21 protein-coding genes are annotated in these 20979 nt (G+C 70.9%); 12 read left to right on the top strand and 9 right to left on the bottom strand.

Translation table 11 applies throughout. The features are described from left to right. Window positions 1-9: 9 nt before the first annotated feature. Window positions 10-1185 carry a pyridoxal phosphate-dependent aminotransferase gene (locus tag AB0B61_RS43570; protein ID WP_358445485.1) on the bottom strand — a complete coding sequence of 392 codons (1176 nt, stop codon included), beginning with the start codon at window positions 1183-1185 and terminating at the stop codon, window positions 10-12. Between the two features lie 284 nt (window positions 1186-1469). Between AB0B61_RS43570 and AB0B61_RS43575 the strand changes: the two genes are divergently transcribed. Beyond that, window positions 1470-1907 (top strand): hypothetical protein, encoded by a 438-nt coding sequence (locus AB0B61_RS43575; protein WP_358445488.1) that lies wholly within the window; start codon window positions 1470-1472, stop codon window positions 1905-1907. 54 nt (window positions 1908-1961) lie between these two features. On the opposite strand, the gene AB0B61_RS43580 is transcribed toward AB0B61_RS43575, so the two are convergent. Both AB0B61_RS43580 and AB0B61_RS43585 read right to left on the bottom strand, forming a co-directional pair. Further along, window positions 1962-2804 carry a hypothetical protein gene (locus tag AB0B61_RS43580; RefSeq protein ID WP_358445491.1) on the bottom strand — a complete coding sequence of 281 codons (843 nt, stop codon included), beginning with the start codon at window positions 2802-2804 and terminating at the stop codon, window positions 1962-1964. 127 nt (window positions 2805-2931) lie between these two features. Then, complete coding sequence (locus tag AB0B61_RS43585; RefSeq protein ID WP_357649448.1) at window positions 2932-3879, bottom strand: aldo/keto reductase; 948 nt, start codon at window positions 3877-3879, stop codon at window positions 2932-2934. A 64-nt stretch (window positions 3880-3943) separates the two neighbouring features. On the opposite strand from AB0B61_RS43585, the gene AB0B61_RS43590 reads away from it, so the two are divergent. The 5 genes from AB0B61_RS43590 to mshC all read left to right on the top strand — a co-directional run bounded on the left by AB0B61_RS43590 (window position 3944) and on the right by mshC (window position 7902). Next, complete coding sequence (locus tag AB0B61_RS43590) at window positions 3944-4630, top strand: MSMEG_4193 family putative phosphomutase (protein WP_358445493.1); 687 nt, start codon at window positions 3944-3946, stop codon at window positions 4628-4630. A 9-nt stretch (window positions 4631-4639) separates the two neighbouring features. Further along, window positions 4640-5188, top strand: coding sequence for a DUF3090 domain-containing protein (locus AB0B61_RS43595; RefSeq protein ID WP_219528509.1), 549 nt, complete (start codon window positions 4640-4642; stop codon window positions 5186-5188). Further along, the gene (locus tag AB0B61_RS43600; protein ID WP_358445496.1) at window positions 5185-5952 is read left to right on the top strand and encodes an SCO1664 family protein; all 768 of its coding nucleotides are present in this window, start codon (window positions 5185-5187) and stop codon (window positions 5950-5952) included. Before AB0B61_RS43595 ends, AB0B61_RS43600 begins: the two co-directional genes overlap by 4 nt. A gap of 64 nt (window positions 5953-6016) precedes the next feature. Next, window positions 6017-6682: an NRDE family protein gene (locus tag AB0B61_RS43605; RefSeq protein ID WP_358445498.1), complete on the top strand. Its 666-nt coding sequence runs from the start codon at window positions 6017-6019 to the stop codon at window positions 6680-6682. Beyond that, window positions 6679-7902, top strand: a complete 1224-nt coding sequence (gene mshC / locus AB0B61_RS43610) for a cysteine--1-D-myo-inosityl 2-amino-2-deoxy-alpha-D-glucopyranoside ligase (protein WP_358445501.1) — start codon at window positions 6679-6681, stop codon at window positions 7900-7902. The genes AB0B61_RS43605 and mshC overlap by 4 nt, the downstream gene beginning before the upstream one ends. Here the strand turns inward: mshC and AB0B61_RS43615 are convergent. Then, on the bottom strand, window positions 7899-9098 hold the full coding sequence (locus AB0B61_RS43615) for a glycosyltransferase (protein ID WP_358445504.1): 1200 nt from the start codon (window positions 9096-9098) through the stop codon (window positions 7899-7901). The genes mshC and AB0B61_RS43615 overlap by 4 nt on opposite strands. Before the next feature lie 135 nt (window positions 9099-9233). After that, window positions 9234-9734 (bottom strand): glycosyltransferase family 9 protein, encoded by a 501-nt coding sequence (locus AB0B61_RS43620; protein ID WP_358445506.1) that lies wholly within the window; start codon window positions 9732-9734, stop codon window positions 9234-9236. A 208-nt stretch (window positions 9735-9942) separates the two neighbouring features. Here AB0B61_RS43620 and AB0B61_RS43625 point away from each other — a divergent pair, with 208 nt between their 5' ends. Together AB0B61_RS43625 and AB0B61_RS43630 are read left to right on the top strand one after the other, a co-directional pair. Continuing rightward, window positions 9943-10548, top strand: coding sequence for an HAD-IIIA family hydrolase (locus tag AB0B61_RS43625; protein WP_358445509.1), 606 nt, complete (start codon window positions 9943-9945; stop codon window positions 10546-10548). A 74-nt stretch (window positions 10549-10622) separates the two neighbouring features. After that, a complete protein-coding gene (locus AB0B61_RS43630) occupies window positions 10623-10904 on the top strand; it encodes a WhiB family transcriptional regulator (protein ID WP_358445512.1) in 282 nt (93 codons plus the stop codon). Here AB0B61_RS43630 and AB0B61_RS43635 read toward each other — a convergent pair. Next, a complete protein-coding gene (locus tag AB0B61_RS43635) occupies window positions 10843-11325 on the bottom strand; it encodes a peptide deformylase (RefSeq protein WP_358445515.1) in 483 nt (160 codons plus the stop codon). The genes AB0B61_RS43630 and AB0B61_RS43635 overlap by 62 nt on opposite strands. A 307-nt stretch (window positions 11326-11632) precedes the next feature. On the opposite strand from AB0B61_RS43635, the gene AB0B61_RS43640 reads away from it, so the two are divergent. Both AB0B61_RS43640 and AB0B61_RS43645 read left to right on the top strand, forming a co-directional pair. Continuing rightward, window positions 11633-12805 (top strand): uroporphyrinogen-III synthase, encoded by a 1173-nt coding sequence (locus tag AB0B61_RS43640; RefSeq protein WP_358445518.1) that lies wholly within the window; start codon window positions 11633-11635, stop codon window positions 12803-12805. A 116-nt stretch (window positions 12806-12921) separates the two neighbouring features. After that, complete coding sequence (locus tag AB0B61_RS43645; protein ID WP_358445521.1) at window positions 12922-13713, top strand: CbiX/SirB N-terminal domain-containing protein; 792 nt, start codon at window positions 12922-12924, stop codon at window positions 13711-13713. 411 nt (window positions 13714-14124) lie between these two features. On the opposite strand, the gene AB0B61_RS43650 is transcribed toward AB0B61_RS43645, so the two are convergent. The 3 genes from AB0B61_RS43650 to AB0B61_RS43660 form a co-directional block, all read right to left on the bottom strand. Next, on the bottom strand, window positions 14125-14616 hold the full coding sequence (locus AB0B61_RS43650; RefSeq protein WP_358445523.1) for a hypothetical protein: 492 nt from the start codon (window positions 14614-14616) through the stop codon (window positions 14125-14127). A 236-nt stretch (window positions 14617-14852) separates the two neighbouring features. After that, a complete protein-coding gene (locus AB0B61_RS43655; protein ID WP_358445526.1) occupies window positions 14853-15707 on the bottom strand; it encodes a PAC2 family protein in 855 nt (284 codons plus the stop codon). A 269-nt stretch (window positions 15708-15976) separates the two neighbouring features. Next, window positions 15977-16438, bottom strand: coding sequence for a universal stress protein (locus AB0B61_RS43660; protein ID WP_358445529.1), 462 nt, complete (start codon window positions 16436-16438; stop codon window positions 15977-15979). A 93-nt stretch (window positions 16439-16531) separates the two neighbouring features. On the opposite strand from AB0B61_RS43660, the gene metH reads away from it, so the two are divergent. Then, the gene (metH, locus tag AB0B61_RS43665) at window positions 16532-19996 is read left to right on the top strand and encodes a methionine synthase (RefSeq protein ID WP_358445532.1); all 3465 of its coding nucleotides are present in this window, start codon (window positions 16532-16534) and stop codon (window positions 19994-19996) included. Window positions 19997-20125: 129 nt separating this feature from the next. After that, entirely contained in the window at window positions 20126-20767 is a 642-nt protein-coding gene (locus AB0B61_RS43670; protein WP_358445535.1) for an HAD family phosphatase, read from the top strand. Window positions 20768-20979: the final 212 nt, after the last annotated feature.

Consider the following 20979-nt stretch of genomic DNA (forward strand, 5'->3'; position numbering starts at 1 on the left):
CCGCGCGGCTCACTGAAGGGTGGCCACGAACTTCCCGAGCCGGGTGAGTCCTTCGCGAAGATCGTCCGCTGGCGCCGCGTACGAGAGCCGGACGTGTGTCTCCGCCGTGTGGACGCCGAAGTCCCTGCCCGGGGTGAGGGCGACGTGGGCCTCCCGCAGCGCGCGCTCGCAGAACTGCCAGGAGGTGAGCCCGGTGTGGCCGACGTCGAAGTACACGTAGAACGCGCCGTCGGGCGGGACGGGAACCGGCAGTCCGATCCGCGCCAGCCCGTCGAGGACGAGCGCGCGCCGCTCGGCGAACTCGACGCGGCGTGCCTCGCAGACCGCCAGGGACTCGGGGGTGAAGCAGGCCAGAGCGGCCTGCTGGGCGGGGGCGGACGCGCAGAGGAAGTAGTTCTGGGCCAGGCGTTCCATCGCCGGTACGAGGATCTCCGGGACGACGCACCAGCCGAGTCGCCAGCCGGTCATGCCGAAGTACTTCGAGAAGCTGTTGATGACGATGGCGCCGGGATCGAACGACAGCACGCTCCGCGGTGGCCGGCCCCGCTCATCGTGGTCGCTCAGGTTGAGGTAGATCTCGTCGACCAGGCGCCACGCGTCACGCTCGCGGGCGAGTTCGCAGATCGCGGCCAGTTCGCCGGCCGGAACCGAGGTGCCCGTCGGGTTCGACGGGGTGGCGATCATGATCCCTCGGGTCCGGTCCGTCCAGTTCTCCTTCACCGATGCCGCGTCCAGTTGGAAGCGGGTCTCGGCGGTGGCGGGGACGAGCGTGACGTGCGCGCCGAAGCTTTCGGCGATCTGCCGGTTGCAGGGGTACGACGGGTCCGCGATCAGCACCTCGTCGCCCGTGTCGACGAGCGCCGCGGTGGCCAGCACCAAGGCGGCCGAGGCTCCCGCGGTCACGACGACGCGGGAAGGGGCGACCTCGACGCCGTGCTCGTTCCGGTAGAACCGGGCGATCGCCTGCCTCAGCTCGGGCAGCCCGAGCGCCGCCGTGTAGGGCATCGGCCTGCCGTCCATGGCCTCGCGCATCGCGTCGCGGACGGCCGGGGGCGCGCCGAAGTCCGGTTCGCCGATGCTGAGCTTGATGACGTGATGCCCCTGGGACTCCAGCGCCGCGGCGTGCTTGCCGAACTCCATCGCGAAGAACGGCGCGACAGCCTGCGCGCGTCGCGAGATTCTCACCCCACGATCTACAGCGCCGGTCACGCGGTTTCGCCCCTTCCTCCACCCAAAGCCATGAAATGGAAGCTTATGCGTAGTTTGCGTGAAGGTGTTCCTATCCGGCGGCTCGCAGAGGCGGGGGGCCGGTTCTCCACGACGCTCTTCATCTGAATGGTGGCGCGGAGACCCGGTCCTTCAGGGCAGGGAGGAAGCCGCCACCCCTCCTTTCGAAAACAGTATGGAAAGCCTTGGTCACGTTCGGTAATGTGTGCGGTGGGTGAGGCAACTGTGACAGGAGGTGCGCGATGGCGATCCGCCGCTCCGCCACCAAACGCCACGGCCTGCCCTCGATCGTGCAGCTGCGGCTCACGCCAACATCGGCCCAGGCCGACGCGCTGGCCGCGGCGGTGCTGTTGTGCGATCAGGCGGCCACCGTCGTGTCCCGCCTGGCGTGGCAGCACCGCACTTTCGCCGTGGTGGAGTTGCACCGTGCAGCAGCCACACCCCGCGCCGGCAGATCAGGTCGGCCTCGCCGCGCGACAGCGTGTCTGGAGCTGAGGCGCCGGGCGGTGTCGTCGGCCTTCGTGGTGACGCCAGGGGCGGACTGGGCCTACGCGATCGCGGCGGGGCTGCGGCATCGCACGGTGCTGCCGGCGGTGGGCGGCCTGCTGATCGGGCATCTGGCGGCCACCGCGGCGGCTACGCGGCACTCACCCTGTTCCCGGAGACAGCGGAGGTGCTGATCGTGGAGTACAAGATCAATCTGCTCGCGCCCGCCACGGCTGTCGAGCAGGGCGCTAAGCCAGGCGGTGGCGGCGGCCGTTGTTGGCTCTGGCCGGTTCGAAGGGGATCGAGTCCGGCTGCTCCGTGCGCTGGCGGCGCTGCTGGACGATGCGGGTCGCCAGGATCGCCGAGGTCAGCAGGGCGATCGTCAACGAGGTGCCCAGGACGTCCGAGGCGGGTTTCGACGGGCGGATGATCGGCTGGTCGCGCAGGGGAGCCGTGAGGTCCTGGGCGAAGGGGTTGGGCCACAGGAGGTCGATGCGGGGCTCGTCGGTGTCGGCGGTCTGGATCTTGATCGGGTCGGCGTTCGTGTCCAGCTGGTGCGGCTCGGTATCGGGTGGCGTCGGGCCGCCCGTCGGGAGGGTCGTCGTCGACTCCTTCTTCTCCCGCTTGTTCGGCTTCGCCGTGGGAGTGGGCTTGGCGGAGTCGTGGGGATCCGGCGTCTCCAGGACGTGCTCGGGGTCCTTGTTGTGCGGCTGGCCGTCATGCTCGCAGGCCAGCACCGGGAGGCAGGCCTCGCTGAGGGTGTTGGGCAGCAGGTCGTCCGACGGAGTCGGCTGGGGCTGCCCCGACCTGGTGGGGATCGCCGTCGGGACCGCGTCGCCCACCGTACCGAGGAGATCGTCCGCGGTGCCGTCGACCTTCTTCGTCACAGGTTTGAGCGTGTCGCCCGTGAGGCTGTCGACCGTGCCGGTGACCGCCTCCACGACGTCGCACAGGCCGTTCGTCACTCCGGACAGCAGCCCGTCGCCGCGCTTGCAGTCGGCCGCCTCGGCCAGCGCGGGCGAGGAGACGACCGGGATCGCGGCCAGCGCCAGCGCGAGAGCTCCAGCCGAGATCGCGGTCCTGCTGCCCATCCGTCCCCTCCTGCGTCGCTTACGGAGGAAATCTTTATGGACATCGGCGGTGTGTCGCAGGCGTTTTCCGGCTAAAGTTGCGATTCGGTATCGACGCGTGACACGCGAGCATGACTCTCGTTCGCCCTCAGTCGAGCGACGACACGTCATCCAGGGCCTCACGTATCTCTCGCGGCAACACCACGTCCTCGGCGGTCAGTGCGCCGGCGAGCTGAGCGTGCGTACGGGCACCGACGATAGCGGAGGACACGCCCGGCTGGTCGCGTACCCATGAGAGCGCCACCGCCAACGGCGAGACCCCGAGCCCGTCGGCCGCGGTCATCACGGATTCGACCACACGACGGCTGCGTTCGTCGAGATAAGGGCGGACAAAATCGGCGAAATGCGGCGTAGCAGCCCGCGAATCGGCCGGGATACCCGTCCGATACTTCCCCGTCAGAACCCCCCTGCCGAGCGGTGACCAGGCCAGCACGCCCGCGCCCACGTGCTCGGCGGCGGGCAGCAGCTCGCGCTCCGGCTCGCGGGCCAGCAGGGAGTATTCGGCCTGGGCGGAGGTGATCGGGATGCGCCCCGGGATCGACCGCTGCATGACCGCGGCGGCGGCCAGCTGCCAGCCGGCGTAGTCGCAGACGCCCGCGTAGACGGCCCGGCCCGAGGAGACGATCGCGTCGAGCGCCGCCATCGTCTCCTCCAGCGGCACCTCGGCGTCGTAGGTGTGCAGCTGCCACAGGTCGATGTAGTCGAGGCCCAGGCGGTTGAGTGAGTCGTCGACCGCGGCGATCAGATGGCGCCTTGAGGCGTCGCGCGGCCGGCGGCCCGACGGCGTCACCACCGCCTTGGTCGAGATCACCAGCTCGGAGCGCGGCACCGAGTCGCGCAGCAACCGGCCGAGCAGGCGCTCGGCGTCGCCGCCCGTGTAGACGTCGGCCGTGTCGACCAGGGTGCCGCCCGCGCTCATGAAGGTGCGCAGCTGCGCCGCCGCGTCGTCGGCGCTGGTGTCACGCCCCCAGGTCATCGTGCCGAGCCCCAGACGGGACACCGACAGGCCGCTCCGGCCGACATAGCGCTGCTCCATGATCCCGCCAGGTTACCGCCCGGGTGCGTCAAACGCCGTGATCCACGCCTGCGACACTTGGTCGGTGACCACCCTCCTTCTCGCCCGCCACGGGCTCACCGCACTCACCGGGCCGGTGCTGGCCGGCCGCACTCCAGGAGTGCACCTGAGCGAGGCGGGCCGGGCGCAGGCCGCGGCGCTGGCCGGGCGCATCGCGGGCGTCCGGCTCGACGCGATCGTCTCCAGCCCGCTCGAACGCTGCCAGGAGACGGCCCTGGCCGTCGCCGAGGGGCGCGGCATGGCCGTACAGACCGATGAACGGTTCGTGGAGTGCGGTTACGGGGCGTGGACCGGGCGGCCGCTCAAGGAGCTGGCGAAGGAGCCGTTGTGGCAGGTGGTGCAGGCGCACCCCAGTGCGGTGACATTTCCGGAAGGGGAGGCCTTGACGGAAATGCAACACCGGGCCGTGGCCGCCGTACGGGAGTGGAATCAACGCCTGGGGGAGAAAGGAGTCTACCTGGCCTGCAGCCACGGAGACGTGATCAAGGCCATCGTCGCCGACGCGCTGGGGCTCCACCTGGATCAGTTTCAGCGGATAACTGCAGATCCCGGAGCTCTCACCGTCATTCGCTATGCCCCCTTGCGCCCCTTTGTTCTCAGGCTTAACGATATGGGGGAATTGCAGCTTCCCGAGGATTCGGAGGAGAAAGACGGGGGAGAAAAACTCTCCGGGAGCGATGCCGCCGTCGGCGGTGGACCCGGAACCACGTAAGGTCAGGCTATGCCGGTCTTCGACTACGACCCACCAGAGAGGTTCGTGGCCGGTGCCTTGGGGCAACCGGGCGCGCGAGCCTTCTTTCTGCAGGCCAGAGCCGAGGGCAGACTGACCACGGTAGCGCTGGAGAAGCTGCAGGTGGCGGCGCTCGCGGGCAGGCTGGACGAGCTGCTCGACGAGGTGCTGCGCCGCAGCGGGGGCACCGCGCACGTGCCCGCCATGGCGCCCGCCGACCTGACGGACGACAAGCCCCTAGAGGTGCCTGTCACGGAGGACTTCAGGGTCGGCACCATGGCACTGGCCTGGGATCCCGATACTTCACAGGTGGTGATCGAAGCGCAGGAGATCATCGACGAGGAAGCCGTCGAAGCACCCGAGCCCGCCATGCTGCGGGTGCGGATCAGCGCCGGGGTCGCCCGTGCGTTCACCCAGCGGGCGCTCCAGCTCGTCGCTGCGGGCCGACCGGCCTGTCCCCTTTGCGGGCAGCCACTCGACCCCGAGGGACACGTCTGCGTCCGTCTCAACGGCTATCGCGGGGGTGAGGCGACATCATGAGCGCTCCGGAGAGCGAGCCGGCTACCAGGCCGCCGTCGCACCCGTCGCCCATGGAGGACGAGGGGGCGCTCAAGCTGCTCCGCGACGGCAGCCTGGAAGTCGCGGGCCGCCTCGTCGAGGCGACCAACATGACGCTCTACTGCTCGATCACGCTCGGCTCGCGCACCGCCGCCTGCGTCTACAAGCCCGTACGCGGCGAGCGCCCGCTCTGGGACTTCCCCGACGGCACGCTGGCCGCCCGCGAGGTCGCGGCGTTCGAGGTCTCCCAGGCGACCGGCTGGCAGATCGTGCCGCCGACCGTCCTGCGGGAGGGCCCGTTCGGTCCCGGGATGTGCCAGCTCTGGATCGACACCGAGCGTGAGGTCGACCTCATGCGCCTCGTACGCAGCCGCAACCCGGTGGTGCGCCGGATGGCGGTGTTCGACGCGGTGGTCAACAACGCCGACCGCAAGGGCGGCCACCTGCTGCCGCTGCCCACCGGCCACGTCTACGGGGTCGACCACGGCGTCTGCTTCTCCGCCGAGGACAAACTACGCACCGTGCTCTGGCAGTGGCGGGGCAAGCCGCTGGCCCGCGACGCCGTGGCCACGCTGACCAAGCTGGAGCGCGACATCGAGTCGGGTCAGCTCGGCCGCAGGCTGCGTGAGCTGCTCACACTCGCCGAGGTCGAGGCGACCTGGAATCGGATCAGGAAGCTGCTCGAAACCGGCCTGCACCCCTACCCCTCCCGCGACTGGCCGGCCATCCCTTGGCCGCCCATGTAGACCGACCGGCTCAACTGGCCATCCCCTGGCCGCCCATGGAAAACCGTTTACTACGCTTTGCCCTATGTGCACGGTGATCGTGAAGACGGGTCAGCCCCTGACGCTGATGGGCGTGCGAGACGAGTTCGCCGACCGGCCCTGGGAGGGGCCGGGAGAGCACTGGCCCGAACACCCCGGCGTGCTGGGCGGGCGCGACCTCAAGGCGGGCGGCACCTGGCTGGCCGTCGACCCCGCCCGGCGTCGCGCCGCCGCCCTCCTCAACGGGCGCGGCCGGCCCGCGGCCGAGGCCACCAAGATCTCCCGCGGCGACCTGCCGCTGCTCGCCGTAGCGGCGAACGACCTGCCCGATGTCGACCTGACCCGCTACGACCCCTTCCATCTGCTGCTCGCCGACCTGACACGGGTGCGGCTGTTCAGCTGGGACGGGGAACGGCTCGGCTCCTCCGAGGTGCCCGACGGCACCAGCATGATCGTCAACACCGGTCTCAACCCGGAACACGAACGGGTGGCCGCCTTCCGGCCGCGCTTCGAGGACGCCGCAGACTGGCGCGAGCTCATCGCCGCCGCCCCCTCGGCCGACCCGGCCGCCCTGATCATCCGGCACGAGCTGCCCGACGGCCGCGTCTTCGCCTCGCTGTCGGTGACCCTGGTCACGCTGGCGGCGGAGGGTGTGACGTACGAGTTCACGGACCTGACCGCTGATTCTGGACGGATAGGCTCAAAGGCATGAGATCGTGGTCTGCCCCCGCCATTCCCGCGCTTCCCGGTGAGAGCGTCCCACTGCGGCTCTACGACACGGCGGCCGGGCAGGTCCGGCAGAGCGACCCGGGTCCGACCGCCCGCATGTACGTCTGCGGCATCACCCCCTACGACGCCACCCACCTGGGCCACGCCAACACCTACCTGGCCTTCGACATGGTCGGCAGGGTCTGGCGTGACGCGGGCCACGAGGTCCACTACACCCAGAACGCCACCGACGTCGACGACCCGCTCCTGGAGCGGGCCCAGCAGACCGGCGTCAGCTGGCAGGACCTGGCCGAGCGGGAGATCGAGCTGTTCCGCACCGACATGGAGGCGCTGCGCATCGTGCCGCCGCGCGAGTATGTCGGCGTGACCGAGGTCGTCGAGCGGGTGGCCGAGCTGATCGCCAAGCTGGGGGCCAAGGGCGTCACGTACGACCTCGACGGCGACGTCTACTTCAGCGTGGCGGACGCGCCCAAGTTCGGGCAGGTGTCCGGCTACAGCGAGGAGCTGATGGTCGAGCTGTTCGGCGAGCGCGGCGGCGACCCCGACCGGCCCGGCAAGCGCCACCCGCTCGACTGGCTGCTGTGGCGGGCCGAGCGGCCCGGCGAGCCGTCATGGGAGTCGACGCTCGGCCGCGGCCGGCCCGGCTGGCACATCGAGTGCACCTCGATCGCCCTCGACAACCTGGGCGCCGGCTACGACGTCGCGGGCGGCGGCACCGACCTGATCTTCCCCCACCACGAGTGCGGCGCCTCCGAGGGGCACGCGGCCACCGGGGAGTGGCCGTTCGCCAAGTTCTACACCCACGCCGGGATGGTGGCGCTCGACGGCGAGAAGATGTCGAAGTCCAAGGGCAACCTGGTCTTCGTCTCCAAGCTGCGGGGCCGGCACGACCCGATGGCGATCCGGCTCGTGCTGCTCGCCCACCACTACCGCGAGGACTGGGAGTACGTCCCGGAGCAGCTCGCCGCGGCCGAGGCCCGGCTGGCCACGTGGCGTTCGGCGGCCGGGCTCGCCACCGCGCCCGAGGCGGGCCCGTTGCTGGCCGAGGTGCGCGAACGGCTCGCCGACGACCTCGACACCCCGGGCGCGCTGGCCGCCGTCGACGCCTGGGTCGAGCGGGCCCTGTCCGAGGGCGGCTCGGACCCGGCGGCGCCGGCCCTGGTCCGCGACCTGACCGACGCCCTGCTGGGTGTGGCGCTCTAGACGGACGACGCGGCGAGGCGGCCTACCTTGCCGTCGATCACCTGCGCGTACACGGCCTCGGTCTGCTGAGCGACGCGGGCCCAGCCGTACCTCTCCTGGGCACGACGGGCCCCGGCCGCGCCCAGCGCCCGGCGCCGGCCCTCGTCGGCGAGCACGTCGCGCAGGGCCCTGGCCAGCGCGCGCGGGCGGCGGGGCGGCACCAGCACGCCGCAGCCCGCGACCGTGTCGAGGTGGCCGCCGACCGCGGAGGCGACGACCGGCACGCCACACGCCATCGCCTCGACCGCCACCATGCCGAACGGCTCGTACCAGGGCACGCAGGCCACCACGTCCGCCGAGCGCATGAGCGCCGGGACGCGCTCACGGGGGACGCTGCCGATCACGTACACCCGGTCCCCGACGCCGTACGCGGCCGCCAGTTCGCGCAGCCGCGCCGCCTCCTCGCCGTCCCGCTGCCCGCCGGCGATCACCAGGTCGGCCCCGGGGAGCCCGCGCATGGCCTGGACGACGGTGTCGACACCCTTGCGTGGCACCTGGCGGCCGATGCTGAGCACCATCGGGCGCCGGGCGCCCACCGCCACGCGCGGCGCGACCGGGCCCCGGGGGCAGAATTCGGTCAGGTCGACGCCGCACGGCACGACCGCGACGCGTTGCTCGGGCACGCCCATCGCGCGCAGTTCGTTCACCTCGTCGCCGCAGGTGGCGAGCACCCTGTCGGCGCGGGCGCCGATCTCGCGCTCGGTCGCGAGGCGGTGCGCGGGGCTGGTGTCCGCGGGGCCCTGCCAGCGCCGCTTGACCGTGCCCAGCGCGTGGAAGGTCTGCACCACCGGTACGTCCTCGGTGGCCTGCAGGGCCGCCTGGCCGCTCATCCAGAAGTGCGCGTGCGCGACGTCGGGCCGGCGCACGGCCCAGCGGTCGGCGAGGCGGTCGGTGAACTCCGGCATGTACAGCGGGAGGTCGTCCTTCGAGATCGGAACCGCGGGCCCGGCCGTGACGTACTCGACCGTGACGCCGGGCGCCAGGGGCACCGAGTCCGGCTGGGCCGGATCGGAGCGGCGGGTGTGGACGACGACCGTGTGCCCGCGCTCTCCCAGCGCGAGGGCCAGCGCGGCGACGTAGACGTTCTGGCCACCTGAGTCGACGCTGCCGATCGCGGCCAGGGGGTCCGCGTGTTCAGAGATCAGATCGACATTCACTGGTCAGCTCCCTCACTACCTTGACCACCTGCTCGCTTGTCATCTGTGACAGACATGAGTGCCGGGGGACCGGACACTCGCGTGCCCTGGTGTCCCGGCCGGGGCTCGCTGGACACCGAGGGCACTCCGTAGGGCTCACCGGGCAGACGGGAGGACCGGGGCGAACAGGCTCACGACAGGCGTACCGACCGCGGCTGCCAGGTGCGCGCGGCCGGTTTTTCCCGCCACGAACACGCCGGCCCGCTCGATGAGGGCTGCCAGCTGTGAAAGCGTTGTTCTTCCGCCGAGGTCGACCGCGACATTGTGGGCGACATAGGTGGTGAGCTCGCGCTCCTTGCCTGTCACGACGACCCGGTGCCCGTCTTCGGCCAGCCCCAGGACCGCTTGCCGATGCCCTTCGGCAGGCCAGGTCCTGGCGGGTGCTGACGTCCCCGTGTGCACCACTACATACGCGCCTTCGCCGGCGCCTGTGCCGGTATCTATAAGGTTCCCGATTACGTGCCCGATATCCGGGAGGGGGCGCCGGACAGCGAGTTTTCCCTGATCATCGAGCGGTAATTCGCAACCGGCCGCCCGCGCGAGCGCGAAAATCCGCCCGCGCCGCCCAGATTCGGCGCCTCTCCAGCGCGTCACCACCGTGGGCCGTTCAGCCGTGTTCAGGTTGGTGTTGACCTCATCACCTTCCTACGTAGAGGGAGTGGCTACCGAGAGAAGCGGCTCTTAAACCTGATCCGTACCTCTGAACTGCGAAAACAGGTCGAACGTCTAGTGGTTTGTCACGCTATGTAGTTGTTTGTGGAGGGGGTCCTCGGGTAGCTGGCTGACAGCGCGACGGAGGTGAACGGTGTTCGAACAACGACGTCCCGGGGCCGTGCTCTTCGACCGGGACGGAACCCTGATCAAGGACGTCCCTTACAACGGCGACCCGGCCAGGGTCGAGCCGATGCCGGGCGCGCTGGAGGCGCTGGTACGGCTGCGCCGGGCCGACGTGCCGGTGGCGGTCGTCACCAACCAGTCGGGCGTGGCCAAGGGGCTGCTGACGCCGGACGAGATGGATCAGGTGAACGCCAGGGTCGAGGAGCTCCTCGGCCCGTTCGACGCGTGGGCCATCTGCGTGCACGACGACTCCGACGGCTGCACCTGCCGCAAGCCGGCGCCGGGCCTGGTGATCAGGGCGGCGGCCGTCCTCGACGTCAGCCCGCGCGACTGCGTCGTGGTGGGCGACATCGGCAGGGTCATGGAGGCGGCCAGGGCGGCGGGGGCCAGGGGCATCCTGGTGCCGACCGGCGAGACCCGCAGGGAAGAGATCCAGCAGGCCGCCGAGGTGGCCGAGGACCTGTCCGACGTGGCGGACCGCGTACTGGGCGCCGTCGCCCAGGCCGGCGAGGCGGCTCGCGCGAGCACGGGCGCCGCGGTCTGGTCACCGCTGGTGGGCTGGAGCCGTTGGTGAGGATCCCGCACCGGTATGCCGACTGATCTGGGAAGGATGTATGACCGGAAAAGTGGTGGGTAGGGCCATTTGGCATGATGACAATAGATTGGTCGCACAAGGCCGCCTGCCTGGTCGTAGACCCGGAATTGTTCTTCCCGATCTCGCCCGAGGGGCTGGGTCACGCGGAAGCGGAGCGCGCCAAAGTCGTCTGCCGCGACTGCCCCGTACGTGAGCCCTGTCTCGACTACGCGCTCAGCACCGGACAGGCCTACGGCGTCTGGGGCGGCACCGACCCGTCGCAGCGGCGGGAGATCATCCTGGCATCACCTCGGCGAGAAAGCGTTGGCGCTCGCCGTCCTCGAGGCGGTCGCTGAACAGCACGCCGTCGAGGTGGTCGACCTCGTGCTGCAGCACTCTGGCCAGCACACCCAGCGCCCGTACGGTCACGCCCTTGCCGAACGCGTCGCGGCCCCGAGCCGTCACCATGTACGAACGTTCGAGCGGCCACCACAGGCCCGGCGCCGACAGGCACGCCTCGTCAGCCGTGACACGCCGCTCCGACAGCTCCAGTCGCGGATTGACCAGGCATCCCGACTTGCCGTCGTAGGAGTAGACGACCACGCGTAGCGGCACCCCGATCTGGGGCGCGGCCAGCCCGGCGCGGCCGGCTCCCGCGCGCATCGTCGCGGTCAGGGACTTGACCAGCCCCCGGAGTTCGCGGTCGAAGTCGTGAACCGGCGCCGCCACCGAGCGGAGCGCCGGATCGCTGAACATGCGGATAGGGCGGACTGTCACCGCAACTCCCCGATCGGTCGCGTGGTCTGGGGTGGTGCTTCCCATCCGCCTTCGGGATCAACCGCCAGGGTTCTGGGTTGTGGCATCGCGGTAACGGTCCTGGGTTGCGGCAGAGCGGGAGCGGTTCTGGGTTGCGGCGGAGCGGTAGCGGTTCTGGGTTGTAGCACAGCGGTAACAAGGGGGACCCAGCGGCGAAACCGCCCGAAAGCACTATCTACTCTGTGATCTCACTTCCGGCTCATGGACCTGTGATGTTTGGCCGGGCGCTCGGGGCCCGGCCAAGCCCACCGCCACGGGGGGTGTTCGCGTGAACGCGCTCCCCCTAGACGACCCGGCGCGTGAGCTGGAGACGGCGCCGGACGCGCTGTCCGGCTTCACCGTCGGCGTGACCGCCACCCGGCGGCGCGAAGAGTTCGGCGCGCTGCTCGAACGGCGCGGCGCACGGGTGGTGAGCGCGCCCGCCATCAGGCTGGTGCCGCTCTCCGAGGACTCCGACCTGCTGGCCGCCACCCGGCTCAGCCTGGCCGGCCCGGTGGACGACGTGGTGATCACCACCGGCGTCGGCTTCCGCGGCTGGATGGCGGCGGCCGAGGGCTGGGGCCTGTCCGCCGACCTGGCCGACCACCTGACCAGGGCCCGCCTGCTCACCCGCGGCCCCAAAGCCAGGGGAGCGGTGCGCGCCGCCGGGCTGAACGACCACTGGACCCCCGCCACCGAGTCCTGCGAGGAGGTCAAGCAGTACCTCCTCGCCCAGGATCTGCGCGGGCGCCGCATCGCGGTGCAGCAGCACGGCGAGCCGCTGACGGAGTTCGTCGAGGCGCTGCGGGAGGCCGGGGCCGAGGTGATCGAGATCCCGGTCTACCGGTGGCTGCCCTACCGCGACCCCTCACCGCTGCGCCGCCTCATCACCCAGACGCTCTCCGGCGCCGTGGACGCCGTTGCCTTCACCAGCGCGCCCGCCGTACACGCCATGCTCGGCGCCGCCCGCGCCGAGGGGCTGGAGGACCAGCTGCTGGCGGCGTTCGGCGACCGCGTCGTGGCGGCCTGCGTCGGGCCGGTCACCGCCGGGCCGCTGGTCACGCGCGGGGTACCCACCCTGCAGCCCGACAGGTCACGCCTCGGCGCCCTGGCCAGGGCCCTGGCCAGGCACCTGCCAGAACACGGCGTCACCCGGCTGGTGGCGGGCGGGCACCGGCTGGAGATCCGCGGGCACGCGGTGGTCGTCGACGGCGACCTCAGGCCGCTGCCGCCCGCGCCGATGGCCGTGCTCAAGCGCCTGGCCGACAAGCCCGGCAATGTGATCTCGCGCACCGACCTGCGTACCGTGCTGCCGGGCAGCCTGTCGCGCGACTCGGCGGAGCACGCGGTCGAGATGGCGATCACCCGGCTGCGGCGCGCACTGGGGCCCGCCGGGATCGTCGAGACGGTGGTCAAACGGGGCTACCGGCTCGCCTGCAGCCACGAGACGGCACCCCTGTGACGTCATCCGCGCCCCAGGGGGCCACTCCCGTTGCCGGCGCGCCGATTCCGGTCGCGTACGTACAGGTCGGTTCGAGCGCGTCGGTGTCGGCTGCGTCTGTGCGGGGCGGTTCGGCCGTGCCCACGTTGGTGCTGGCCGCGCACGGGACGCGGAGCGCGGCGGGGGAGCGGTCCCTGGCCGCCCTGGCGGCGGCGGTCAGGCGGGCGCGGCCTCGGCATCGCGTCGAGCTGAGCTACCTGGAGATCAGCTCGCCCCTGCTGGCCGACGTGCTGCCCGCCGTCCCGGGACCCGTGGTCGTGGTGCCGCTGCTGCTCGCCGGCGGCTACCACGTGCACATCGATCTGCCGAACGTCGTCGCCGAGCACCGCCCCGACGCGCTCGTCGCGCCGCCGCTCGGCCCGCACCGGCTGCTCACCACCGCGCTCGCCCGCAAGCTGGCGCGCGCGGGACTGCGCCCCGCCGACACGGTCATTCTGGGCGCGGCGGGCTCCTCGGACCCGGCCGGGCTCGCCGACGTCCGTGCCGCCGCCCACCTGCTGGCGGTACGGCTGGGCCGCCCGGTCACGGCCGCGTTCACCTCGGTGGGCAGCCCGTCGCTCGACGAGGCCGTGGAACGCCTCAGGTCGGCTCCATTGCCAGGCGAAGCTGTGGAACGCGTGGGGTCGGGTCCGTTGTCAGGCGAGGTTGTGGAACGCGTGGGGTCGGGCCCGGCGTCGCGCCTGGCGGTCGCCTCGTATCTGCTGGCGCCCGGCTTCTTCCACGGCCGCTTGGCGGAGGCGGGCGCGGATCTGGTCAGCGAGCCCCTGGGAGCCGACCCGGCCGTGGTGGAGCTGATCTGGCACCGCTTCGACCAGACGAGGACCCGGACGGCCGTACCGAACACCTGGAGCGCCGTACAGACCGCTTAGCTCGGCTCACCCGCCGCCGACGGCGTCCCCGACCACGACACTTCAGGGCCGGGACACTCACAGTCGCAGCGCTCACGGTCGCAGCGCTCACAGCCGCGATGCCTGCGGTTCCGGCGCTCGCGATCCCGAGGGACGCGATCCCGACGGACGTGATTTGGACGGACGTGATTCGGGCGCCAGCGATCCCCGACGGACGTGACTCGGACGGACAGGATCCGGCGTCAGCGATCCCCGGCGGACGCGAACCCGGGGCCTCCGATTTCGGCGCCCACGATCCCCGACGCCCGCAACTCCGGCTCCTGCGATCCCGACGGACACCGATCCCGACGGACACCGTGGTCGACGGACGCCGTGGTCGGCGGTTGGTGGTTGGTGGTTGGTAGGGAGGGTGGGCGGTGCGGTCGGGGAGTGTCAGGCCGGGGTGGGTTCGAGGCGGAGTTCGCGGACGATCTCCTGGGCGCCGGCGTCCCGTGACGGTCCAGCGTCGGCGCCCATGAACATCTCGATGTAGGCGTGGTGGAAGCATCCCGCCAGCAGTAGCCGGGCGGTGCCCTCCGGATCGACGTCGGCGGCCACCCGTCCCAGGCGCTGCTCACCCTCCAGGTAGGCGGCCAGCGGGAGGATCTCGGCCATCGGTCCGAGCCCGTGATCGCGTACGGCCTGCCGGAAGCGGACCGTGACGGACGGCGAGGTGAACGCGGGCAGCGCCACAGCCTGCACATCGGTGTAGTAGTCGATGCCCGCCCGCACGATGGGCAGGAGGTTGTCGGCGACGCCGCCCCTGCCGATGCGGTGGGACAGTCCGTGCAGGATGCTGAGCCAGAGCGGGAGCCGGTCCTGCAGCAGGGCGAGGAAATGGTCCACGGAGCCGCCGGGGCGGTCCTCCCTGAGAGAGAGCGCCATCTCCAGGATGCGTCGCCGGGTGTCCTGACTCCTCTGGTGCGGGTCTACGTGGGAAGTCGCCATGGTTGGCCTAACGTGCGCAGTCACATGGGCAGGTTCACGTGGGCAGGTTCAACGTGGCAGTCGCGGCCGGGTCCTCGTGACGAGCCGGTCCTGGGGTTCCAACTTGGTGCAAAGTTGTATGGTTACCGATTATTACCTGAAACTTCCAGAAAGTTCGGCAAAAAGGCTGCGAGTCAGCTGTCAGTGTCGCGGTCCCGGCGCCGCAGGTAGCGCTCGAACTCGGCGGCGATCGCGTCTCCGCTGGCCTCGGGCAGCTCGGCGGCGTCCTTGCGCTCCTCGAGCTCCTTGACGTATTCGGCCACCTCGCTGTCCTGCGAGGCGAGCTCGTCCACGCCGTTCTCCCAGGCGCGGGCCTCCTCGTCGAGATCGCCGAGCGGCATCGGGATCTCCAGCAGGTCTTCGAGGCGGCGCAGCAGCGCCAGGGTGGCCTTGGGATTGGGCGGCTGGGCCACGTAGTGCGGCACCGACGCCCACAGCGAGACGGCGTTGAGACCGGCCTCGCCGAACGACTGCTGGAGCACGCCCACGATGCCGGTGGGGCCCTCGTAGCGGCTCAGCTCCAGATTGGTCGAGCGGGCCAGGTCCTCGTCCGTGGCGCCGCCCAGGATCGGCACGGGGCGGGTGTGCGGGGAGTCGTTGAGCAGCGCGCCGAGCATCACGGCCAGCTCGACGCCGAGCTCACGGCAGACCTCGATGATGTCGGCGCAGAACGACCGCCACCGCATGTTGGGCTCGATGCCGCGCAGCAGCACCACGTCACGCTCGACGCCCGGCGGCCGGGCGCGCAGCAGGCGCGTCGTCGGCCAGATGATGGAGCGGGTCAGCCCGTCGCCCATCTCCACGACGGGCCGGGTGACCTGGAAGTCGTAGTAGTCGTCGGGATCCAGCTCGACCAGCGGCTCCGCCTTCCAGGCGGACTCGAGGTGGGCGATCACACCACTGGATGCCTCGCCGGCGTCGTTCCACCCTTCGAACGCGGCTATCAGCACCGGGTCGACGAGCTCGGGGAACCTTTCGAACTCGATCACGTGTCGCCTCCTCTCTCCGCTGTCCAGCTAAGCCTATGCGGTGAGGAGGCGGTCATGTCACGGAGTAACGATGATCAGTCACCGTCGCGGAGCGACCGGTCAGAAGCCGTCATGCGGCGACGGTCCGGACGCTGTCAGGTCAGGCGCTCTCACCGGTGAGCCCGGGCGCGGTGAGGCCGGATGCTCTCACTGAGCGAGGGGTGAGGCGTGGAGGGAGCCAGTGCTGGGTGAGGGTCAGGTGCGGAGGGAGCCGGTACTGGGTGTGAGGGTCAGGCGCGGCCGCCGGAGGTGCTGTGGACGATCAGCACGTCGCAGGAGGCGCGGTGGGCGACGTGCGACGGCACCGAGCCGAGCAGCCGCCCCGCCAGGCTGTTGAGCCCGCGGTTGCCGACGACCAGCAGATCCGCTCGATGCGCGGCGGCCAGCGTGATGAGTACGTCGACCGCGTCGCCCTCCTCCGCCGCCAGGACGACCTCGGTCGCGCCGGCGGCGACGGCGTGCTCGCGGGCGGCCCTCAGGGCGTCGTCGGCGGGGGTGGAGCCGCTCACCTTGTAGGCCAGGTCGCCGAGCCGGTCCGCGGCGGCGGCCCGCTCGCCGGCCCGCATGGGCAGGTACGCGCACGCCAGGACGAGGGTGGCGCCGGTCGCGCCGGCCAGGGACGCCGCCGCCGAGACGGCGCGGAAGGAGGAGGCGGAGCCGTCAGTGCCGGCCAGCACGGTGCGGTAGGCCATCGGGAACCCCTATTAGACATTTGGTCGAATTGTCCTCCCTGGCAGAATAGCCGTCCGCTCAAGCCTTTCTGCACAGCCGATAAGCTCTAGCCCATGAGCAGCTCCCCGTCCTTCCGTGAAGTGTTGTCCCAGCGAGTGATCGTCGCCGACGGGGCGATGGGGACGATGTTGCAGGCCCAGGACCCCACCCTCGACGACTTCGAGGGCCACGAGGGCTGCAACGAGGTGCTGAACGTCACCCGTCCCGACATCGTGAGCGGCGTCCACGACGCCTACTTCGCCGTGGGCGTCGACTGCGTGGAGACCAACACCTTCGGCGCCAACCTGGCGGCCCTGGGCGAGTACGACATCCCCGAGCGGGTCTTCGAATACTCCGAGGCGGGCGCCAGGATCGCGCGCGAGCGGGCCGACCACTGGTCGACGCCCGAGCAGCCGCGCTTCGTGCTCGGCTCGATGGGCCCCGGCACCAAGCTGCCGACCCTGGGGCACCTGCCGTACCACAACCTGCGCGAGTCCTACCGCGACAACGCGGCGGGCCTGATCGCGGGCGGCGCCGACGCGTTGATCATCGAGACCTGCCAGGACCTGCTCCAGGTCAAGGCCGCCGTCATCGGCGCCAAGCGGGCCGCCGAGGAGTCCGGGCGCGACGTGCCGATCATCGCCCAGGTGACGATCGAGACCAACGGCGCCATGCTGCTGGGCTCTGAGATCGGCGCCGCGCTGACCGCGATCGAGCCGCTCGGCGTCGACCTGATCGGCCTCAACTGCGCCACCGGCCCGGCCGAGATGAGCGAGCACCTGCGCTACCTGGCCCGGCACTCCCGGCTGAAGCTCTCGTGCATGCCCAACGCCGGCCTGCCGGTGCTGACCTCCGACGGCGCCTACTATCCGCTCGGCGCCGACGAGCTCGCCGACGCGCACGAGACCTTCACCCGCGACTACGGCCTGTCGCTGGTCGGCGGCTGCTGCGGCACCACCCCCGAGCACCTGCGCAAGGTCGTCGAGCGCGTACGCGGCAAGCAGACGGCCGCCCGCCGCCCGCACCCCGAGCCGGGCGCGTCCTCGCTCTACCAGACCGTGCCGTTCCGCCAGGACACCTCCTACCTGGCCATCGGCGAGCGGTGCAACACCAACGGCTCCAAGGCCTTCCGCGAGGCCATGCTCGAAGGCCGCTGGGACGACTGCGTGGAGATGGCCCGCGAGCAGGCCCGCGGCGGCGCCCACCTGCTCGACCTGTGCGTCGACTACGTGGGCCGCGACGGCGTGGCCGACATGAAGGAGCTGGCCTTCCGGCTGGCCACCGCCTCCACGCTGCCGATCATGCTCGACTCGACCGAGTCCGAGGTGCTGCGGGCCGGGCTGGAGATGCTCGGCGGGCGCGCGGTGGTCAACTCGGTCAACTACGAGGACGGGCGCGGCCCCGACTCACGCTTCCACAAGACGATGACGGCCGTACGCGAGCACGGCGCCGCCGTCGTGGTCATGTGCATCGACGAGAACGGCCAGGCCCGCACGGCCGCCGAGAAGGTACGCATCGCGAGCGAGACCATCGACGACCTGGTCGCCAACTGGGGCATGCAGGTGTCCGACATCATCGTCGACTGCCTCACCTTCACCATCGCCACCGGCATGGAGGAGAGCCGCCGCGACGGCCTGGAGACCATCGAGGGCATCCGCGAGCTCAAGCGCCGCTACCCCGACGTGCAGACCACGCTGGGCCTGTCCAACATCTCCTTCGGCATCAACCCGGCCTCGCGCATGGTGCTCAACTCGGTGTTCCTCAACGAGTGCGTCAACGCCGGGCTCGACTCGGCCATCGTCCACGCCTCCAAGATCCTGCCGATGTCGCGCATCCCCGACGATCAGCGTCAGGTCGCGCTCGACATGGTCTATGACCGCCGCCGCGAGGGCTACGACCCGCTGCAGCGCTTCATCGACATGTTCGAGGGCGTCGACGCCTCGGCCATGCGGGAGGGCAGGGCCGAGGAGCTGGCCGCGCTGCCGCTGTGGGAGCGGCTCAAGCGGCGCATCATCGACGGCGAGAAGAAGGGGCTGGAGGCCGACCTCGACAGTGCCCTGGAGCAGCGGCCCGCCCTGGAGATCATCAACAACGTGCTGCTCGACGGCATGAAGACGGTCGGCGAGCTGTTCGGCTCCGGGCAGATGCAGCTGCCGTTCGTGCTGCAGTCGGCCGAGGTGATGAAGACCGCCGTCGCCTACCTCGAACCGCACATGGACCGCGTCGAGGGTGAGACGAAGGGCCGCATCGTGCTGGCCACGGTCAAGGGCGACGTGCACGACATCGGCAAGAACCTGGTCGACATCATCCTGTCCAACAACGGCTACCAGGTGGTCAACCTCGGCATCAAGCAGCCGGTCTCCGCGATCCTGGAGGCGGCCGACGAGCAGAAGGCCGACGTCATCGGCATGTCCGGACTTCTGGTGAAATCGACGGTCATCATGAAGGAGAACCTGGAGGAGATGAACTCCAGGGGCATCTCCGATCGCTACCCGGTGCTGCTCGGCGGCGCCGCCCTCACCCGCGCCTACGTCGAGCAGGACCTGGCCGAGCTGTTCGCCGGCGAGGTCCGCTACGCCCGCGACGCCTTCGAGGGGCTGCGGCTCATGGATTCCTTCATGGCCGTCAAGCGCGGCGTCGCCGGGGCCACGCTGCCGCCGCTGCGCGAGCGCCGGGTCAAGACCGGCGCTGTCCTGACCCGCACACCGGAGGAGGAGCTGCCCGCGCGCTCCGACGTGGCCGCCGACAACCGGGTGCCGGTGCCGCCCTTCCAGGGTGACCGCATCGTCAAGGGCATCTCGCTGAGCGACTACTCCGCCTTCCTCGACGAGCGGGCGCTCTTCCTCGGGCAGTGGGGCCTCAAGCCCACGCGCGGCGGCGACGGCCCCGGCTACGAGGAACTCGTCGAGACCGAGGGACGGCCGCGGCTGCGCATGTGGCTCGACCGCATCCAGACCGAGGGGCTGCTGGAGGCGGCCGTCGTCTACGGCTACTTCCCGTGCGTCAGCGAGGGCGACTCGCTGATCATCCTCGACGAGGCCGGAAACGAGCGCACCCGCTTCGCCTTCCCGCGCCAGCGCCGTGACCGGCACCTGTGCCTGTCCGACTTCTTCCGCTCGCGCGAGTCGGGCGAGGTGGACGTGGTCGGCTTCCAGGTCGCCACGATGGGCGGCAAGATCTCCGAGGCGACGGCCGAGCTGTTCGCCAAGGACGCCTACCGTGACTACCTGGAGCTGCACGGGCTGTCGGTGCAGCTCACGGAGGCGCTGGCCGAATACTGGCACGCCCGGGTCCGCGCCGAGTGGGGGATCGGCGGCGAGGAGTCGCTGGACGACATGCTCAAGGTCAACATCCAGGGCTGCCGCTACTCCTTCGGCTACCCGGCCTGCCCCAACCTCGAGGACCAGGTGCAGCTGTTCCAGCTCCTGGACCCGGAGCGGATCGGGGTGACGCTGTCGGAGGAGTTCCAGCTCCACCCGGAGCAGGCCACCTCCGCCCTGGTCGCCCACCACCCGGAAGCGAAGTACTTCAACGTCTGACCCGGCCTGAGCCGTCCGGCCTCGCTCTCGGTCATGCCGCCGGGGGTGAGGCCCCCGGCGCTCGCGGTGTTCGCGTGGGCGGTGAGAATGGCGGGACGGGGTGCCGTACACGAACCGATCGGGGGATGCATGGAAGCCGTCTTCTTCGACATGGACGGGTTGCTGGTCGACAGCGAGAAGGTGTGGCTGGAGATCGAGATCGAGGTGATGGCGCGACTCGGCGGCGAGTGGTCGCTCGATCACCAGGCGCATCTCGTGGGCGGCTCCATGGAACGCACCGTCGCCTACATGCTCGCCGTCTCCGGCTCGTCCGTCGCTCCGGAGGACCTGCGCGAGTGGATGATCGACGGCATGGTGGCCCGCCTGGCGGACGGCGTGGCACTCATGCCCGGCGCCTCCGAACTGCTCGACGCCGTACGCGAGGAGGGCATCCCGGTCGCCCTGGTGACCTCGTCGCTCAGGGAGATCGCCGACGCGGTGCTCAAGGCCGTCGGCCGTGACCGGTTCGACGCCATCGTGACGGCCGACGACGTCACCCGCACCAAGCCCGACCCGGAGCCCTACCTGACGGCGGCCGAGTTGCTGGGTGTCGACCCGGTGCGCTGCGTCGTCCTGGAGGACTCGCCCAACGGCGTGGCCGCCGCCACGGCGGCGGGCTGCGCGGTCGTAGCGGTCCCCAGCCTCCTGCCCATCGACCCGGCCCCCGGCCGCCTCGTGGTCCCCTCCCTGACGGACGTCACGATCCCCACCCTGCGCGCGTTGATCCACTGACCGGCCCGATTCCGCTGACCGCGCGGATTCCCTGTACGGGCCGATTCCCTGTACGGGCTGGCCCACCGAATGGGCCGACTCCCTGGCAGCGCCTCCGGCCGGCGATCTGGCGGAACCGGGGAGCGCGCGTAACGGCGGCCGGCCACCATCCGGTCAGCGGCCGTATTCCTGGAGGCCCTCAGCCCCGTACGGCGGGTAGCGGGTTCCCCATG

It is taken from the genome of Nonomuraea sp. NPDC049158 (assembly GCF_040648335.1).
Lineage (GTDB): Bacteria > Actinomycetota > Actinomycetes > Streptosporangiales > Streptosporangiaceae > Nonomuraea.

Coding starts and splice junctions, on each gene's coding strand:
- AB0B61_RS43575 (WP_358445488.1), top strand. CDS start 1,470: ATGGCGATCCGCCGCTCCGCCACCAAACGCCACGGCCTGCCCTCGATC.
- AB0B61_RS43580 (WP_358445491.1), bottom strand. CDS start 2,804: ATGGGCAGCAGGACCGCGATCTCGGCTGGAGCTCTCGCGCTGGCGCTG.
- AB0B61_RS43585 (WP_357649448.1), bottom strand. CDS start 3,879: ATGGAGCAGCGCTATGTCGGCCGGAGCGGCCTGTCGGTGTCCCGTCTG.
- AB0B61_RS43595 (WP_219528509.1), top strand. CDS start 4,640: ATGCCGGTCTTCGACTACGACCCACCAGAGAGGTTCGTGGCCGGTGCC.
- AB0B61_RS43600 (WP_358445496.1), top strand. CDS start 5,185: ATGAGCGCTCCGGAGAGCGAGCCGGCTACCAGGCCGCCGTCGCACCCG.
- AB0B61_RS43605 (WP_358445498.1), top strand. CDS start 6,017: ATGTGCACGGTGATCGTGAAGACGGGTCAGCCCCTGACGCTGATGGGC.
- mshC (WP_358445501.1), top strand. CDS start 6,679: ATGAGATCGTGGTCTGCCCCCGCCATTCCCGCGCTTCCCGGTGAGAGC.
- AB0B61_RS43630 (WP_358445512.1), top strand. CDS start 10,623: ATGATGACAATAGATTGGTCGCACAAGGCCGCCTGCCTGGTCGTAGAC.
- AB0B61_RS43650 (WP_358445523.1), bottom strand. CDS start 14,616: ATGGCGCTCTCTCTCAGGGAGGACCGCCCCGGCGGCTCCGTGGACCAT.
- AB0B61_RS43660 (WP_358445529.1), bottom strand. CDS start 16,438: ATGGCCTACCGCACCGTGCTGGCCGGCACTGACGGCTCCGCCTCCTCC.
- metH (WP_358445532.1), top strand. CDS start 16,532: ATGAGCAGCTCCCCGTCCTTCCGTGAAGTGTTGTCCCAGCGAGTGATC.
- AB0B61_RS43670 (WP_358445535.1), top strand. CDS start 20,126: ATGGAAGCCGTCTTCTTCGACATGGACGGGTTGCTGGTCGACAGCGAG.